Annotated in this window: 13 protein-coding genes, 2 pseudogenes and 1 other annotated feature; of the genes and pseudogenes, 2 read left to right on the forward strand and 13 right to left on the reverse strand. The window is 41.7% G+C overall.

Features of this window, described 5'->3' with window-relative positions; genetic code table 11:
* Nucleotides 1-7 precede the first annotated feature (7 nt).
* The 13 genes and pseudogenes from JCM14108_RS00440 to ezrA all read right to left on the reverse strand — a co-directional run bounded on the left by JCM14108_RS00440 (nt 8) and on the right by ezrA (nt 15304).
* A complete protein-coding gene (locus tag JCM14108_RS00440; RefSeq protein WP_035177288.1) occupies nt 8-643 on the reverse strand; it encodes an amino acid ABC transporter ATP-binding protein in 636 nt (211 codons plus the stop codon).
* Between the two features lie 11 nt (nt 644-654).
* Nucleotides 655-1299: an amino acid ABC transporter permease gene (locus JCM14108_RS00445; protein ID WP_035177290.1), complete on the reverse strand. Its 645-nt coding sequence runs from the start codon at nt 1297-1299 to the stop codon at nt 655-657.
* 454 nt (nt 1300-1753) lie between these two features.
* Nucleotides 1754-2560: a septum site-determining protein MinD gene (gene minD / locus JCM14108_RS00450; RefSeq protein ID WP_035177294.1), complete on the reverse strand. Its 807-nt coding sequence runs from the start codon at nt 2558-2560 to the stop codon at nt 1754-1756.
* Nucleotides 2553-3236: a septum site-determining protein MinC gene (locus JCM14108_RS00455; RefSeq protein ID WP_035177297.1), complete on the reverse strand. Its 684-nt coding sequence runs from the start codon at nt 3234-3236 to the stop codon at nt 2553-2555. Before JCM14108_RS00455 ends, minD begins: the two co-directional genes overlap by 8 nt.
* Before the next feature lie 17 nt (nt 3237-3253).
* Nucleotides 3254-3778, reverse strand: a complete 525-nt coding sequence (gene mreD, locus JCM14108_RS00460; protein WP_035177300.1) for a rod shape-determining protein MreD — start codon at nt 3776-3778, stop codon at nt 3254-3256.
* A gap of 15 nt (nt 3779-3793) precedes the next feature.
* Nucleotides 3794-4641: pseudogene (gene mreC / locus JCM14108_RS00465) on the reverse strand (rod shape-determining protein MreC).
* Between the two features lie 80 nt (nt 4642-4721).
* Nucleotides 4722-5729: a rod shape-determining protein gene (locus JCM14108_RS00470; RefSeq protein ID WP_272944501.1), complete on the reverse strand. Its 1008-nt coding sequence runs from the start codon at nt 5727-5729 to the stop codon at nt 4722-4724.
* Between the two features lie 154 nt (nt 5730-5883).
* The gene (locus JCM14108_RS00475; protein ID WP_035177306.1) at nt 5884-7215 is read right to left on the reverse strand and encodes a bifunctional folylpolyglutamate synthase/dihydrofolate synthase; all 1332 of its coding nucleotides are present in this window, start codon (nt 7213-7215) and stop codon (nt 5884-5886) included.
* Between the two features lie 91 nt (nt 7216-7306).
* The gene (locus tag JCM14108_RS00480) at nt 7307-9985 is read right to left on the reverse strand and encodes a valine--tRNA ligase (RefSeq protein ID WP_035177310.1); all 2679 of its coding nucleotides are present in this window, start codon (nt 9983-9985) and stop codon (nt 7307-7309) included.
* A gap of 59 nt (nt 9986-10044) precedes the next feature.
* Nucleotides 10045-10260 (reverse strand) — a binding site (T-box leader).
* A 33-nt stretch (nt 10261-10293) separates the two neighbouring features.
* A complete protein-coding gene (tpx, locus tag JCM14108_RS00485) occupies nt 10294-10803 on the reverse strand; it encodes a thiol peroxidase (protein ID WP_035177313.1) in 510 nt (169 codons plus the stop codon).
* 89 nt (nt 10804-10892) lie between these two features.
* Nucleotides 10893-12110 carry a tRNA uracil 4-sulfurtransferase ThiI gene (gene thiI / locus JCM14108_RS00490; RefSeq protein WP_035177315.1) on the reverse strand — a complete coding sequence of 406 codons (1218 nt, stop codon included), beginning with the start codon at nt 12108-12110 and terminating at the stop codon, nt 10893-10895.
* 9 nt (nt 12111-12119) lie between these two features.
* Nucleotides 12120-13264 (reverse strand): annotated as a pseudogene (locus JCM14108_RS00495) (cysteine desulfurase family protein).
* Between the two features lie 291 nt (nt 13265-13555).
* The gene (gene ezrA / locus JCM14108_RS00505; protein WP_035177320.1) at nt 13556-15304 is read right to left on the reverse strand and encodes a septation ring formation regulator EzrA; all 1749 of its coding nucleotides are present in this window, start codon (nt 15302-15304) and stop codon (nt 13556-13558) included.
* A 176-nt stretch (nt 15305-15480) separates the two neighbouring features.
* Between ezrA and JCM14108_RS00510 the strand changes: the two genes are divergently transcribed.
* Nucleotides 15481-15939 carry a free L-methionine (R)-S-oxide reductase MsrC gene (locus JCM14108_RS00510; RefSeq protein ID WP_035177323.1) on the forward strand — a complete coding sequence of 153 codons (459 nt, stop codon included), beginning with the start codon at nt 15481-15483 and terminating at the stop codon, nt 15937-15939.
* Between the two features lie 198 nt (nt 15940-16137).
* Nucleotides 16138-16749 (forward strand): 30S ribosomal protein S4, encoded by a 612-nt coding sequence (gene rpsD, locus JCM14108_RS00515; RefSeq protein ID WP_035177326.1) that lies wholly within the window; start codon nt 16138-16140, stop codon nt 16747-16749.
* The last annotated feature ends 37 nt before the right edge of the window (nt 16750-16786 follow it).

A 16786-nucleotide genomic window follows, 5' to 3' on the forward strand; every position in this document is an offset into this window, starting at 1 on the left:
TTCCCTCCTATTGAATTTGTTCCACCCGTTTAATCTCGTCTGCCACATTTTTAGCAAAATCCATATCATGAGTAACCACAATTTGAGTCATTTCCTGTTTTTTCAAATCTAAAATAATCTGTGCCACTTCATCCCGTAACGCTGGATCCAAAGCAGAAGTCGGCTCATCGTAACACAAAATTTTCGGATTCATCGCTAAAGCCCGGACAATTGCCACCCGTTGCTTTTGGCCGCCGGACAGCTGGTATGGGTATAGGTCTTCCTTCCCCTGTAGGCCAAGTCTTTTCAGCAGCTCTTTGGCATCTTGTATAACCTGTTGCTTAGGTTCCTTTTTAACCATCGTTGGTGCCAACGTAATATTTCCCATAACCGTCAAATTTGGGAAGAGTTGGTAGTCTTGAAAGACAACACCGATAATGGTGTCTTCCTTGCCTGGGTTGGCCGGGTCAAATTGTTTGCCATCCCAATAAAAAGCACCGCTATTGACCCGTTCAAGACCGGTAATACATCTCAATAACGTCGTCTTCCCCGCCCCCGAGGGACCAACGATTGCCATTATTTCATTGTCTTTAACCGTCATTGAAAGGTTATTAATAACGATTTTACTACCAAATTTTTTGGTAAGATTTTTAATCTCCAACATTTTAATTCCCCCTATCGCCAAACGCTTGAACGTTTTTCAATGACTTTTAACACCACCGTACAAATCGCTGTTAAGGCCAGATAGATAATTCCCACTAATACCAGTGGTAATAGCGTCACGTCCCGAGCAGTCGCAACGTTTCCTGCTCGAAGCAAGTCGCCCAGCCCAATTACGTACACCAACGAAGAATCCTTAACCAGATTGATGACTTCATTGCCGATAGATGGCAGAACAATTTTAAACACCTGGGGAATAATAATTTTCCGAATAGTTTGACCATAGGATAGTCTCAAGACTCGGGCGCTTTCAAACTGACCGCGCGGTACCGACTGGAACCCACCTCTGAAAATTTCAGCAAAGTAGGCGGTATAATTTAAAATAAAGGCAAATAAAGCAGCGTCATAACGTTCGAAAATAATCCCAATCACCGGCAGTCCATAGAAAACAAAAATCAATTGTAACAGTAGTGGCGTTCCCCGCATTAACCAATCATATACATTTAAAACCCAAACCAACGGCTTAAAATTGCTAACCAGTCCCAGCGCCAGAATGGCACCTAAGGGAATCGAACAAATTAATGTCCAAAAGAAAATTGATAACGTCATCTTGGTCCCTGAAAGTAATGCTGGTAAAATCTGCTCAATATATTGAATCATATAAATCCCTCCATAAAAAAGCCCCTTGAGTTAAACAGCTCAAGAGGACGATCGTTTTCGTGGTGCCACCTCATTTCACAGTAAATTCACATTCACTGTCTCAGGAAGTTTAATTTTCCATCGCAATAAAAAAGCCTCTTAAGTCTCAACAGACTTAAGAGGACGATTATTAATCGCGGTTCCACCTCAGTTTTACTTTTTGCTCATGCAAAAAGCCTCAACGAGTTTAGAAAACTAAACTTCAGCAATAACGTGCTCACCGCTTTTTCCTACTCTGTTCAGAAAAATGACTCCCAGATGTGTCGCAAACCACTCAAATGCCCACTTTCCATCACCGTGGACTTTCTGTAATTTAAAATGACCCAATGACCCGCTGTTCTGATCCTCGTCTTTAACGCTCTTTAATTTATGCTAACAATCATAATCGCAAAACGGCTATCCGTCAAGCCATTAATTAACCTTTTTTAAACCAATTACCGATTTTCTTCCAAAACGAAGGGTGAACCTCATCTTTCATTTGCATCAAAGGCACTGATTCGCCTTCCAGCCGACGGGCAATATCCCGATATCCCTGACCAGCTGGATCATCTGCCTGCAAAACCACCGGCTCTCCCTGATTGGACGTCGTAATAACAGCATCATCATCAAAAATAATCCCCAATAACGCGACTCCCAAGTGATGCGTTATTTCATCAACATCCATCACAGACCCATCCTTCATCATGTGCGTACGAATACGGTTAATGATTAGGTGTGGCTCTTCTTTCAAAGGATGCTGTTCAAGCAGTCCCACTACCCGATCAGCATCTCGAACGGCAGAAATCTCAGGGGTGGTGACAATAATAGCACAATCAGCACCGGCAATTGCATTCATGAAACCTTGTTCAATCCCGGCTGGACAATCAATCAAAACATAGTCGAAATCCGGTTTGATTTCATTTACGATTTGAACCACTTGATCTTGTGTAAGTGCTGTTTTATCAGTGTTCTGGGCAGCCGGTAACAGGTAGAGCAAATCATCAAACCGCTTATCCTTAACCAGTGCCTGGCCAAGGCTGGCCCGACCGGAAGCAACATCCACAATGTCATACATAATTCGGTTATCCAATCCCAGAACAACGTCCAAGTTTCTTAAGCCAATATCCAAATCCATTAAACAAACTTTTTTACCGAGCATTGCCAAAGCAGTTCCGATATTGGCAGAAGAAGTCGTCTTACCAACTCCACCTTTTCCCGAAGTGATTACATATGCTTTACCCATTAATGACTCCTCCTATCTGATTAAAGAACTTTGGGTTAATTTGTTTAAGATCTTCAACTTTTCCATAGTCCAAGACATGTAAATCATTTACGTATACCACCGTATTTTCAGTAATCTTTTGGTTGGTGTCATCTAGGATTTCATGTTGCTCGCCAATTCGAACCTGCTGAGCGTTATGTACATCCCCGATGATCATTTTGTCCTCCAAGTCAGGATAGCCTGCTTGAATGACACCATGAACATCGCCAAGAACGTAAACATTACCACCCACAATAAGCTTACCGCCTTCATGGATCTTTCCTAAAAACAAAACATCCCCTTGGATGTGAATAATCTGACCATTTCGAATAACGCGATCCAAAATATGAACACTTTCCTGTTCTAAAATTCGAGCCGATTCTTCTTTTGTGATCACATCCGAAATAATTTTATGAACCGAAAAAAGTTGAAATTTAGAAAAGATTTTTTCGATCTCCGAACGGTTATCCGCCGACCATAATCGAAGGCCGGTTTGAATATCAAAAGCAATCGGTTGGGACGAACCGGTTGCTGTTTGAGTTTCAAGCTTTTTAAGCAGTTTTCTTAAAGCTGCAAATACATCGTTCAAATCCGCTTCATCATCCAAGATAATTTCATATCCATCATTTGTACCTTTTAAAACAGCTGCATCCTGCATATACTACTCTCCCCTTTTTACCGTCTGTGGCTTCGATATAACGAATCCACTGGGAAATAGGCCAGCGCCATAAACACGAGATTGATTGCAAGCGTTGGTGCCAATGTGTTAACCAGGAATTGTGCAACGGAAGCTGAAGTTTGCCCGATGAACGCATTTGCCATAAATCCAAGACTTGTCCAGACTGTGATCCCCAAAAAATAAACCAAAAAGCCGCTCATAAAATTCGGCGGTAACATTTGGTAAACAGTTCGGCAAATATAAATCACGAGCGGAAAAATAAATACATATACCCCTAATAAGCCCGTATAGTACATATCAAAAATAAAGCCGATCACAGCAGCCCATATCCCCAAATGTAACTTCTTATTATTACCAAAGAAAACCGCTAATACCAACCATAGCAATGTCAATGCCGGAACCAGTGAATTGGGATACTTATATAAAGTTCCCGATAATATTTGGCTAATTGAACCGTCTAAAAAGAATGCTATGAATTGACCAACGGCAAAAATAATCGCGATTGGCATTCTTCGTCTCATTTAAACGACCCCCAATCAATCGCGAACAGCAACCGAAACGACTTCAATATCGTTTAAGTTGGCTGCCGGTTTAATATAAACTTTTTTCGCCAGTCCGTAGTCATCTTCGGCAATCTTGGAAACAGTTCCGACATATATTCCTTTTGGAATCACACCGCCCAAGCCACTGGTTGTCACCCGATCACCCTTGGAAAGTTTGGCTTTGGACGTAATATTTCCCATCACAATTCGATTATTTTGGGAATCATATGATGTAATAATGCCATTAACCACTTTTGAGTCTTCGCCAATAATTTGAATGGCAAACCGGTTAGAGTTTTCTGCAGTGTTTGAAATCAAAACAACTTTACTATTTGTTTTATTAACTTCAGCAACGGTACCAATCAAGCCAGGACCGGCAATAACCGGCATATTTTTTTCACACCGGCAGCTTGGCCTTTGTTGATAATCACCTGGCTGGCCCATGATGAGGGTGTTCGAGTAATCACGGCTGCATTAATTTTTTCGTAACCTGTCAGTGTATTTCCAACATTAAGCTGACGTTTGAGTTGTTTGTTTTCTCTCTCTAAAACTTGATCCTTAACCTGTGTTTGTGCAAGTTGATCAACTTTTGACTTGAGCTTCTGATTTTCCTGATACGTGTTCAAAAGGTTATTAATCGACGTAAAGCCATGATGAATCCCATTCATTGGGACTGCAACAACCCGATCAGCAAAGCCGACAATGTCATTTCCAAATTGTTGAACCAATGGTGGTGTATTTCGATTATTTCTAAAAGCAACTGAAACCGACATCAAGCCAAAACTAATGATCAAACACACAATAACAATGACAAGTTTTCGACTGGAGAAAAATTTTTGCATAATTGCCTCCATCCGTTTCATAAATCACCCTGGAGACGGTTTTGCCATCACCCGGGTAAAAACTGTTTATTGTTTATTGCTTACTGCTTCTTCTTCATAACATTGATACTTTTTAGTGATTCACCTGTCCCAATTGCAACGCAGTCAAGAGGATCAGATGCGATTGAAACCGGTACCTGCGTTGCTTCGGCAATTACATCAGTGATATTTCGCAGCAATGCACCGCCACCGGTTAAAACAATCCCGTGATCAATCACATCAGCAGCAATTTCTGGAGACGTTTCTTCCAATGTTTCTTTAATGGTGGCAATGATCTCTGTAACAGATTCATTAATTGCCTCATTAACATCCGAACCAGTAACCTGCACCGTTGTTGGTAAACCAGTGACCAGATCCCGTCCCCTGACAGGAACGGCTTCAATTTCCTTGGCAGCTTTGGGTGAAGCGGAACCGATGTCAATTTTTAGCTGTTCAGCCGTCCGTTCACCAATTAATAAATTATATTTTTGACGAACATATTGCGCAATTGACTCATTGAGCTTGTCTCCAGCCATCCGTACTGAACGACTTGAAACAATCCCGCCCAAAGAAATTGTTGCAACATCAGTGGTACCGCCACCAATATCAACAACCATACTACCTGTTGGATCCATTACGGGTAAACCGGCACCAATTGCAGCCGCAAACGGCTCCTCGATGACATATGCATCGCGGGCACCGGCAACTCGGGTTGCATCAATAACAGCACGTTTCTCAACAGCGGTAATGCCGGTCGGAACGCAAACCATAACGTACGGTTTGCCAGATGAATGTCCCAGCGCCTTTTGAATAAAATACTTCATCATCGCAACGGTTGTATCGTAGTCAGCAATGACACCATCTTTCATTGGTCTGACAGCATTAATACTGGCAGGGGTCCTACCAATCATGGCACGGGCTTCTTCTCCAACGGCAATAACATCACCATTTTTTGTACTCTTGGCAACAACTGACGGTTCACGAAGAACAATTCCCTTTCCTTCAACGTAAACAATTGTGTTAGCTGTTCCAAGGTCAATTCCTATGTTTTTTTCCCCAAGTCCGAACACGTTATCCATCCCTTCATTGCTTTATCATGTTAATTCGATTTTTGGTGTTATTTTATAAATTAATTATTGTTTAACGAAATAAGTATATCATAACGGACGTAAAAATGAACCAAATCACGGGAATGAAAGAATGATTTAAGATATTATTTGAAATTTAGTGTTTATCTGCAAGCAGGTACCTGCGAACATCCGAAATAAAATACAATGACCCTGTAATCAGTAACATATCATTCACCGTTAATCTTTGCTTGATTTGGTTCACAGCTGTTTGCCAATCATCAATAACAGCCGTTACGGTTTGCTTTTTCTCTTGTTCATCCACCTGCTGTTCAAGTAACCTTGGATCAGCGGCAGTTCGTTTCCCCGGGCCATTAAAACTGGTTAACGTAACGGAAACATTCTTTACGGCCGCCATTTTTTCGACCATTTTGTCCGCCTGTTTGTCGGCAAGAATCCCCATTAAAACGTAAACCCGGCCGCCCGCAAAATTCGATTTCAAGAGTGTTACGATTTCGTCCACCGCGGAAATATTATGGGCGCCATCAATAACAATTGTAGGAGAATTACTAATTTTTTCAAATCGGCCGGCCCATTTTGTCTGCGAAATTCCCTGCCGAATTCGGGCTTCAATTATCGGCTGCTCATTTATTCGACAATACGTAATGTAAGCCTGAATAGCAAGGGCTGCGTTATCGATTTGGTATTCCCCCAACAATTGCGTTTTTAAACCGGCTAGTGAAACCGCGTTTGATTTAAACGTAAACGATTGCTGCCAGTTACGGATTTCATCATTTTCAACTGTAAAGTCTTTTCCAAGAATAGCAATAGGACTCTTCTTCTCTGATGCTACGTGCTTAATAACATTCAATGGGGCCTCGGGAATTTTACCGACCACTACCGGTATGTTCGGTTTAATAATCCCCGCTTTTTGATAGGCAATCTTAGGCAGTGTATCACCTAAAATGTGCATGTGATCCCAACCAATTGTCGTAATAACCGATAATTCGGGAACCACCACGTTGGTTGAGTCCAACAAGCCACCCAATCCGACTTCAATGAGAACAAGATCCGCATGTCCTTCAGCAAAGTAACGAAACATCATTGCCGTAATGATCTCAAACTCTGTGGGCCCACCCTCGGGAAGTTCCAAATCCAATTTTTTCACGATCGGATAGACGGTTTGAACCAGCCGCAAAATATCCTTATCCGAAATTGGCACCCCGTTAACGCTGATTCGCTCATTGAATTTAATTAAAAAAGGCGACGTAAAGCTTCCCACTTTAATGCCATCCTGTTGCAGCATGTTTCTTAGAAAAGCCAGTGTCGAGCCTTTGCCATTAGTCCCGGCAATGTGGATTGCTTTAACACGCTTATCCGGCGCACCGAGTTCGTCAAGAAAGCGCCGCATTCTTTTAAGAGTTGGAATTTTTTTAAACTTTGTTCTACCGTGAATAAAAGCCACTGCCTGATCATATGCTTCAATCATAAATTTGTCTGCTCCTCACAAAACGAGGGAACCATGAGCAACATTGTTACTGCCCTGGTCCCCTCAACTTTTCATCTCAATCTAATTTGTTTTATAACTCATTACTGATTTGCTGTAACCGTTCCTTAGCAGCATCCAATTTGGATTGATAGTCGGCTTGCTTTTCCCGTTCTTCATTAACAACGGCTTCCGGCGCATTTTCAACAAACCTACTATTGGCAAGTTTTTTCGTTGATCGGGTTACTTCCGAAGTAAACTTGGCAACATCCTTTTGAACCCGCTTCTTTTCGTCATTTAAATCAACTAATTCAGCCAACGGTACATAAATCGTGGCATCGGTAATAACTGCCGACATCGACAATTTGGGTGCATCTACCTGATCACCAATCGTCAATTCCTGCGTATGACAGAAACGATCGATATAGTCGCGATTAGTTTCAAAGATCTGCTTAAGTGTTGGATTCTCAGTTTGAACCAATAAATCAATCGGCGAAGATAATGGCGCGTTAGCCTCGTTTCGAATGTTTCTAACTGCTTTAATCAAATCAATCAACGACTGCATCTCGTGTTCCGCAGTTGGATTATCAAATTGACTGTCAGCCGTTGGATAAGCAGCCGTTACCAGCGATTGGCCCTCATGTGGCATTTTCTGCCAAATATACTCAGTAACGAATGGCATAATCGGCTGGAGTAACCGAAGTGTCTTATCCAACACATATGCTAAAATATGCTGCGTATTTTGTTTCAGATTCTCATCCGACCCTGTCAAGGCTTCCTTACTCATTTCGATATACCAATCACAAAAATCATTCCAAATGAAATCATAAAGTTTGCGATCTGCCTCACCAAAATTATATTTATCAAAAAGATCGGACACTTCAGAAATGGTCGTGTTTAACCGGCTCAAAATCCATTTATCAGAAAGCTGCCATTCAGATTGATCCGGTAATTCCGGCTTTGTAACGCCATCTAAATTCATGATAACGTACCGACTGGCATTCCAAATCTTATTAATAAAGTTCCAAGCTGAATCCATCTTGTCATAACTAAATTTAAGATCTTGACCTGGTGTGCCGCCTACTGATAAGAACCATCTCAATGCATCAGCACCGTACTTGTCAATGACATCCATTGGATCAATGCCGTTACCCAATGATTTCGACATTTTCCGACCCTGTGAATCACGAATAAGGCCGTGAAGCAAAACATCCTTAAACGGTCGTCGGTGAGTAAATTCCAAACTCTGGAAAATCATTCGGGAAACCCAGAAGAAAATAATATCATATCCGGTAACCAACGTATCCGTTGGGAAGTAACGTTTCATGTCTTCAGTATCGTCCGGCCAGCCCATTGTTGAAAACGGCCAAAGTGCTGATGAGAACCAAGTATCCAAAACATCCGGATCCTGCTCCCAGTTTTCAGCATCCTTTGGTGCTTCCATACCAACATAAGTTTCACCGGTTTCTTTGTTATACCAAGCCGGAATTTGATGGCCCCACCAAAGTTGTCGGGAAATAACCCAATCATGAACGTTATCCATCCACTGCGTAAAGGTTTCTTCAAACCGCGGCGGGAAGAAGCTAACTTTATCATCCGTACTTTGATTTTGAACAGCTTGTTCTGCCAGTGGCTTCATCTTAACAAACCACTGGGTTGATAAACGAGCTTCTACTTGGACACCGGTTCTTTCCGAATGACCAACCGAGTGGACAATCGGTTCGATATTCAGCATATAACCTTGGTCCTGAAGATCCTTTACCATTGCTTTTCGAGCTTCAAAACGATCCATCCCCTGATACTTGCCGGCTTTCTCGTTCATTGAAGCATCCGGATTCATCGTGTTGATTCGTTCGAGGTTGTGACGATTACCCACCTTAAAGTCATTTGGATCATGGGCCGGCGTAATCTTCACCATTCCAGTTCCCTCTTCTGGATCAACATATTGATCCGCAATAATTGGTACCTCACGATTAACCAGCGGCACCAAAACTTTTTTGCCGACAATTTCTTTATAACGGTCATCACCGGGATTAACAGCAACGGCTGTATCACCCATCATTGTTTCCGGCCGGGTAGTCGCAATTTCAATATAGTCCTTACCGTTAAATTTGGTACCGTCCGTAAACGGATACTTAACGTGGTAAAAGGCACCCTTATCATCCTTATGAATAACTTCAATATCGGAAAGCGCTGTTCGTGCCTGGGGATCCCAATTAATGATGTACTCGCCCCGATAGATCAAACCTTTGTTATATAAATCAACGAATACTCGGCGAACCGCTTTCGATAATCCTTTATCCAAAGTGAATCGTTCGCGCTCATAATCCAGTGACAAACCGAGTTTGGCCCACTGCTGCTTAATGGTAGCAGCAAACGTATCTTTCCATTCCCAAACTTTTTGAACGAATTTTTCCCGACCTAAGTCATACCGGGAAATTCCCTGTTCGCGAAGTTTAGCTTCCACCTTAGCCTGAGTAGCAATTCCGGCATGATCCATTCCAGGCAGCCAGAGCGTATCGTAGCCTTCCATTCGTTTCTTGCGGATAATCATATCCTGGAGCGTCGTATCCCACGCATGCCCTAGATGAAGCTTTCCAGTAACATTTGGCGGCGGTAAAACAATTGAAAATGGTTTTGCCTTCTTGTCACCACTGGGTCTGAATACCCCTTCTTGAAGCCACTCATTATACCTGCCGTTTTCAACAGCGGTTGGATCATATTTTGTCGACATTTCAGTGCTTTCTGTCGATTTCACGTCTTTTTCTGCCATGCCAATTCTCCCTTCGATTTATGTAAAAAAATAAAACACTTCGTCCTAATTATTATAACTATTAGGACGAAGTGTTTTCGCGGTACCACCTAAATTGGGTATTTAACCCCCACTCAGTATCCTGATAACGGTCAGATAGTACCGGCTCGCTCTCAATTTCTATCGAACGATCAGCTCACAAGCTACTTTCATCTTATTAAGACGTAAGAATCTTCCATTAACAATTCTCTTTCTGAAACGTCCTAATCGACTACTCTCTTGATCAATGCTTTAACTTTAATTTAATACTAATCTTACTCAACAATCAGCTAATCGTCAACACGCTTTGCCAATTTTTCCAAAGCAGATAATGCATCCTGATAATCCGGTTCATCCGTAATTTCAGGAACAATTTGCCGATAAACAATTTTTCCGGTCTTATCTACAATAAAAATGGTTCTGGCCAGTGCGCCGAAATTTGGCATATACAATTTCATTGCATAGCCAAACGATAAACTCTCATCCGATAGCAATTGCAAATTACGAACCCCCTGAGCCGCACACCAATCTTTTTGCTGCTCGAGCGTATTGTTTGAAATCGTTAAAAAACGGGCATCCGGATACTTATCGGCCTGCTGATTGAATTTACGGGTTTCAATGGAACAAACCGGTGTATCAATGTCCGGAACACTTGAGATCAGTGTTACCCGACCAATAATATCGGCAGTTTTAACCTTATTGCCCTGTGCGTCTTCTAATTTAAACTTTGGAAGCTGTTCACCAACTTCCGGCGGATTACCAAACAATTTTTCATCTTTGCCATTGATTGTGACTTGCATACAAACACTCCCTTGGTGTGTATTGAGTAAGTTTAAGCTTACAAATAATGTAGCCCATTCCGGTATTTTAAGCAAGTAGTCAGACGAATTTAAAGTAATTCTGCAAAAACGTCCGCATCTTGGTTCATAAATTCTTCACCAGGCTTGATATCTGTAATTTGAATATGTTCGATTGCCTTTTTCATAAGATCGGCAACGTCAATGTAATTTTCAAATTCCCGTGAACGCTGTAAGTTTGGTTTGGTTTTTGGTGCCGGTGGTGTAAAAATCGTGCAGCAATCTTCAAACGGCATAATTGAAAGATCATAAGTCCCGATTTGCTTGGAAATTTTAATGATCTCGGTTTTATCCATTGAGACCAACGGCCGTAAGACCGGCATATTGGTTACATCGTTAATTGCCAACATACTTTCAAGCGTCTGCGAAGCCACCTGTCCCAAAGCTTCACCAGTAAACACACCGGTGCAATGCCGATTTTTGGTGATTTCAGCCGCAATTCTCAGCATCATTCGCCGTTGAATCGTCATTAAATAACCTTCGGGGACCTTTTCTTTGATAGTCTCCTGAATTTCAGTAAACGGGACTTGAATAAATTGAATGTTTCCCGAATATTTTGCCAAAACTGACGTCAGCTGCTTAGCCTTGTTTAAAGCTTGCTCACTGGTATAAGGCGGACTGTAAAAATGAATCATGTCGATTTTAACGCCCCGCTTCATTGCCAAATAAGTCGCAACCGGCGAATCAATCCCACCAGAGAGCATCATTGTTGCCCGACCACCAGTTCCAACCGGAAGGCCGCCGGCGCCATGAATCGTTTCGGAAGACAGGAAAACACCATTCATCCGAACTTCAACTCGAATCGCAATATCAGGATGCTTAACATCAACCGAAATCCCGTCAATGTTTTCCAAAACATAGTCTCCCAATATATTATTGATTTGATTCGTATGATATTCAAAATGTTTGTCCTGCCGGCGGGTATTGATCTTAAACGTTTCGCCGGTATGATACTGTTCTTTGGCCATTTGCAATGCCGTTTGTTTTACAACAGCCATATCCTTCTCTACTCGAATTGACGGATAGAGCGTCTCAATACCAAAGACGCCTTGAAGTATTGAAATAACCTTCTGATCATCTTCGCCATTCAAGGCAACGTGCAATCGGTCCCGTTGTGCTTTAACCTCTACTCTCGGGAACCGGTGAAGAACAGCTCGGACATTTCTCCCTAATTGGCGGATAAAGTCTTTACGGTTTTTCCCTTTCGTGGAAAGTTCGCCATAGCGAACCATAATTTCAGTATAGTGCATAAGTGACTCCTAACTTAATTTGTCAAATTCTTCATATAACCGGTCAAAAGCTTGGATGAATTCTTTGGCTTCGTCAAGTGTATTCTGGTCGCCCAGAGAAATTCTGACGGCACTCGTGGAAACATCTTCAGGAACGTGCATGGCAGTCAATGTGCTGGAAGCAACGTGCTTCTTCGATGAGCAGGCGCTGGTCGTTGAAATATAAATCCCATATTTTTCAAAGGCGTGCACGATGGTCTCGCCACGCACCCCGTTGATTGCAAAACATAAGATATGGGGTGCAAACTGATCTGTATTTTTGGAAAAAATGGTTACTTTGTCAAACTTACGAATATGGTCACTGATCAACTGCTTAATTTGCTGCTCAGTTTTTATTGCCTGTGGCTCTTTTTCAAGCAACAAGCGCAAGGCTTTAGCCATTGCCGCAATCGCCGGCAGGTTTTCGGTTCCGGAACGTTGATTTTTCTCCTGACCGCCACCACTCATCAATTGGGCAATTCGACGACCGCGACGGCCGTAAAGAAAGCCAATGCCTCTGGGCGCATGAAATTTATGACCGGAAATGGTCACAAAATCAACCCGGTCATTGAAAATCTTGTCTTGAATCCCCTTACCAATTCCCTGAACGGCATCAATGTGAAAATGAATTTTGGGGTACTTCTTTAGAACCTCCGCGGCTGCTTGATTGGTTGAATGGTGCCAATTTCATTATTAACCGCCATGATTGAAACCAACGTTGTATCCGGTCGAATTGCTGACTTCAGATCATCAATGGAGATTCGACCCTCGTCATCAACAGGCAGATAAGTAACGTCATAGCCAAGTTTTTTTAACTGCTCCATCGAATTGTGAATAGCGGGGTGCTCCACGGCAGTTGTAATCAGGTGCTTGCCAAATTCGCGCTTTTGAATCGCCGTTCCTTTGGTTACCCAATTATCACCTTCAGTACCGCCGCTCGTGAAATAAATTTCGTCCGCGTGAACATGCAATAAATCAGCAATTTGCTTTCTGGACTGCTCTAACAGGTTAAAAGCCTGCTCACCAAAGTTATGAAGACTTGATGGATTCCCCCAGACACTTTTGCTGACTTTATCATATGTGTCAACTACTTCCGGTAACGCTTGCGTTGTCGCACTGTTATCAAAATAAATCATTTGAAACCTTCTTCTCTTTATTTATTGGTTCGACTCCAACAAATATAACTTCCACGATAATACACCCAAATAGGCTTTGTAACAAGTCATCCAGCCTGATTATGTCATACCAGGCAAAGAGTGACAGAAGGTTGCCCTTCAGCGCACGTTTTTCTACGGTAATAACTGTAATTAAACAAACGGGACCGGGCAAAATTACTTTGTCTCAGTCCCTTGAACTTTATATTTAACAGTTAATGAAGTTCTGCTCACACTTAGCTAACTGGACCACCTTTAATTAGCTAAAGCTGACTAGTCATCGTTTTCAGCGTCTTCGGCCGTTGGTTTCACATTGCCACGTGATTTTTTAGCTGCCAAGTAATCCTTTTTAATCTTTGAAAAAGCGCCCGTAGACTGATTTTCCAGTGCTTCAGAAATCGTTTTGAGACTCTTGGCATAGTCATACTGCTTCTCAAAATAATTTTGAGCCTTCACACTGGCAGAAGCAATCTCAGGATTTGATCCAATATATCGGTTTGCATACTGAATTGTCTGCTCCGCTAAATTTGCATTATCCAGCATTTGACCAGTTCGCTCTTCCAGTGTGTCCATATCCGCCTGAATAATAATTACCTGTTTACTGACATCATCAATGTTGACATGAGCTTTGTTTAAATCCTCATCAAGTTGATTAATTTCCCGAATAACCGAAGCAAAACTATTTTGATAAGAATCCGGCAGTCCTGGTAGATTTTGATTATCAATTCGCCGCTTTTTATTTCGCATTGCCAAATCAAATTTACGCAACGCTTCCCTGGCTGCCTGCTCTTTTTCAGGCAAATCGATAATGCTGCTGAATAATGCTTTTTGGGCATTTTCAAGTTCTTTCAAGTCAGTCATCATTTTCTTTTGAGTTGCATTAATTTGAGAATACACCGCTTCTCCCGCATTCATGTCATCTACCTGACGGCGGTATTCGCGTTCCAATCCCGTTATTTGTCGATCATATTGATGATTATCCTCAATTTCCTGGTGGTTTAAAACATAGCTTTCATTTAAAACCTGCAATCGTTTGGCAAGATCGTCATTTTGTCGACGGACGTGCTTAATGTATTCACCAAGCATACCGGTTCGCTTCTCCACTTGTGGTCGCGCCTTGAACTCATCATCAAGAGCCGCGTACAGCCGATCAATGGCTGCTGCCATTTTAGCATTGGCAGCCGTAACATCTTCCACTTTGAGCTTTGTCAACAAATCCAAATTGTTATCAATCTGATCCTGCAGCTGTGCTAATTCAACGTCAAAGTGATCGTTGGGAAATTGGTAGCCCTTTGACCTTAACTCCGTGTAGCCGGTTTGAATTTCATCTAACTGAGCCTTGAATTCTTTATTTAGGGACGCAAACAACTTGGGGATTCGTTTCATATAATCTTCCAATTTATCTGTTGCCGCGTTTAAATCTGTCAACACTTCGTCTGCGCTGCTGGGGTCCCCACTCTTGGTCAGCTTGGTAAATTTGTCAAAAGTTCCCTCGATATCAGCCAACATTTTTTCAAGCCCATCAATGCTGGGACCAAATGAGGCGTTTTCGTTTAAAATATCTTCACGCAAGTGTTGATACTTTTTTTCCAACTCAGAAACTGCGTGTTGATGCTGTTTATTTAAATCATATAGTTGTGCCAATCCAGCCTGAATTTCTTTTAATGTCGTGTCGGCAGTTTTTATTGTTTGGTTGGCTTTTTGCCAATCGTTGCGGGTCTTAATAAAGTTAATCCCTTTGCCGTCCGCCTTGACGGTTTTAATCTGCTGCTCAATATCCGGTAACATCTGATTTTGATAATGCTGATATTTATCGTGCAGCTGTCCATATTTTTTCTTGGACTCACCTGTTAAATTCATCTTTTTGGCCAGCGCAAATTCATCATCAAGCGGAATTTTATTTAATTCCTTTTTACTTTCATACACGCTCGTTGCCATTTTAATTGTTCGTCGTTGGTAAAAGGCAAACCCCAAATAACCAGCTCCAACTACTACAATAATTATTACCAGCAAAATAAACATTCGATCCCATCCTTCAGAAGTATAGATATTAAAAGTCATATAAAAACAAAACCAGATTGTAGAAAAAAATGCCAAAAGATTCTATTATGTATTAATAATTGATAAAAGTGCCCTAAACTGAATTATATCATAGTAGGTCCGTTTCACCAGAATATTTTTAAGTGAGGAAAAAATTTATGCAAAACGTAACAGATTTGGTAAACCAACAACTTGACGCACTGCTTTATGAAGAGACCGATCTAGTTGCCAATATGGCAAATGCGGCTGCCCTTTTAAATCAAAGTCTTGATCAAATTAACTGGGTCGGTTTTTATCGCTACGTCCCCGAAAATGATGAATTAATCTTGGGACCTTTCCAAGGAAAAGTTGCCTGTATGCATATCAAAAACGGTTCGGGCGTTTGTGGAACTGCGCTGGCGGAAAAGCATTCTTTGAGAGTGGCTGACGTCCATCAATTTGCTGGTCACATTGCTTGTGATGGTGATTCAAAGTCTGAGATTGTTATTCCAATTATAAAAGCAGGCCGGCCGTTGGGTGTCCTGGATATTGATTCTCCGATTCTGGATCGATTTTCCGAAAAAGATGAAGCCCTTCTTAATGATTTTATCGATATCTTCGTTAAACATATTGACTAATCGTCTAACAACTGATACGATGTAATGCGTGTAAAATAATGCAGCAGTAGGTGGTAAGCTCGTCAACATGTTGTTGCCTGTTTCAGGTTCTGCAAGTAACTCAATTCGGCTGCTTGAGCGAAAGAGCAAAGCAACATGCACGAATACTAAACCTGCAATGGCTTATTTTACTCCAAAAAATAATTGGAGGATTTTTTTATGTCAAGATATACAGGTCCAAGTTGGAGAATTTCACGTCGATTGGGTATCTCACTTTCCGGTACTGGTAAGGAATTATCACGTCGTCCTTATGCACCGGGTGATCATGGCCAAGGCCGTCGTCAAAAACTTTCTGAATACGGTTTACAATTAAAGGAAAAGCAAAAACTTCGTTACATGTACGGATTGACTGAACGTCAATTCGCCAACTTATTCATTCGTGCCGGTAAAATTCGTGAAGGTAAACACGGTGTTAACTTCATGATCCTGCTCGAACGACGTTTGGATAACGTTGTTTACCGTTTAGGTTTGGCAACTACTCGCCGTCAGGCACGTCAATTAGTTAACCATGGCCACATTACGGTGGATGGCAAACGAGTTGATATTCCATCATATGAAGTTAAACCCGGACAAGTGGTTTCAGTACGTGAAAAGTCCAAAGATCTTCAAGTTATTAAAGACGCTGTCGAAGCAGTTGTGGGTCGCCCACAATACGTGAACTTCGATGCGGACAAACTCGAAGGATCATTGGTTCGTCTTCCACAACGTGAAGAACTCGATGCTGATATTGATGAATCACTAATTGTTGAATACTACAACAAGTTGGGTTAATTTATATCATCATGACAATCAAAAGACGTTTTGCGAA

The sequence above is a fragment of the Lentilactobacillus farraginis DSM 18382 = JCM 14108 genome, assembly GCF_000583655.1.
Classification (GTDB): Bacteria; Bacillota; Bacilli; order Lactobacillales; family Lactobacillaceae; genus Lentilactobacillus; species Lentilactobacillus farraginis.

Bases quoted from the DNA above. Each gene is read 5' to 3' on its own strand.
- JCM14108_RS00440 (WP_035177288.1), bottom strand. From the start codon at position 643: ATGTTGGAGATTAAAAATCTTACCAAAAAATTTGGTAGTAAAATCGTT.
- JCM14108_RS00445 (WP_035177290.1), bottom strand. From the start codon at position 1,299: ATGATTCAATATATTGAGCAGATTTTACCAGCATTACTTTCAGGGACC.
- minD (WP_035177294.1), bottom strand. From the start codon at position 2,560: ATGGGTAAAGCATATGTAATCACTTCGGGAAAAGGTGGAGTTGGTAAG.
- JCM14108_RS00455 (WP_035177297.1), bottom strand. From the start codon at position 3,236: ATGCAGGATGCAGCTGTTTTAAAAGGTACAAATGATGGATATGAAATT.
- mreD (WP_035177300.1), bottom strand. From the start codon at position 3,778: ATGAGACGAAGAATGCCAATCGCGATTATTTTTGCCGTTGGTCAATTC.
- JCM14108_RS00475 (WP_035177306.1), bottom strand. From the start codon at position 7,215: ATGATTGAAGCATATGATCAGGCAGTGGCTTTTATTCACGGTAGAACA.
- JCM14108_RS00480 (WP_035177310.1), bottom strand. From the start codon at position 9,985: ATGGCAGAAAAAGACGTGAAATCGACAGAAAGCACTGAAATGTCGACA.
- tpx (WP_035177313.1), bottom strand. From the start codon at position 10,803: ATGCAAGTCACAATCAATGGCAAAGATGAAAAATTGTTTGGTAATCCG.
- thiI (WP_035177315.1), bottom strand. From the start codon at position 12,110: ATGCACTATACTGAAATTATGGTTCGCTATGGCGAACTTTCCACGAAA.
- ezrA (WP_035177320.1), bottom strand. From the start codon at position 15,304: ATGTTTATTTTGCTGGTAATAATTATTGTAGTAGTTGGAGCTGGTTAT.
- JCM14108_RS00510 (WP_035177323.1), top strand. From the start codon at position 15,481: ATGCAAAACGTAACAGATTTGGTAAACCAACAACTTGACGCACTGCTT.
- rpsD (WP_035177326.1), top strand. From the start codon at position 16,138: ATGTCAAGATATACAGGTCCAAGTTGGAGAATTTCACGTCGATTGGGT.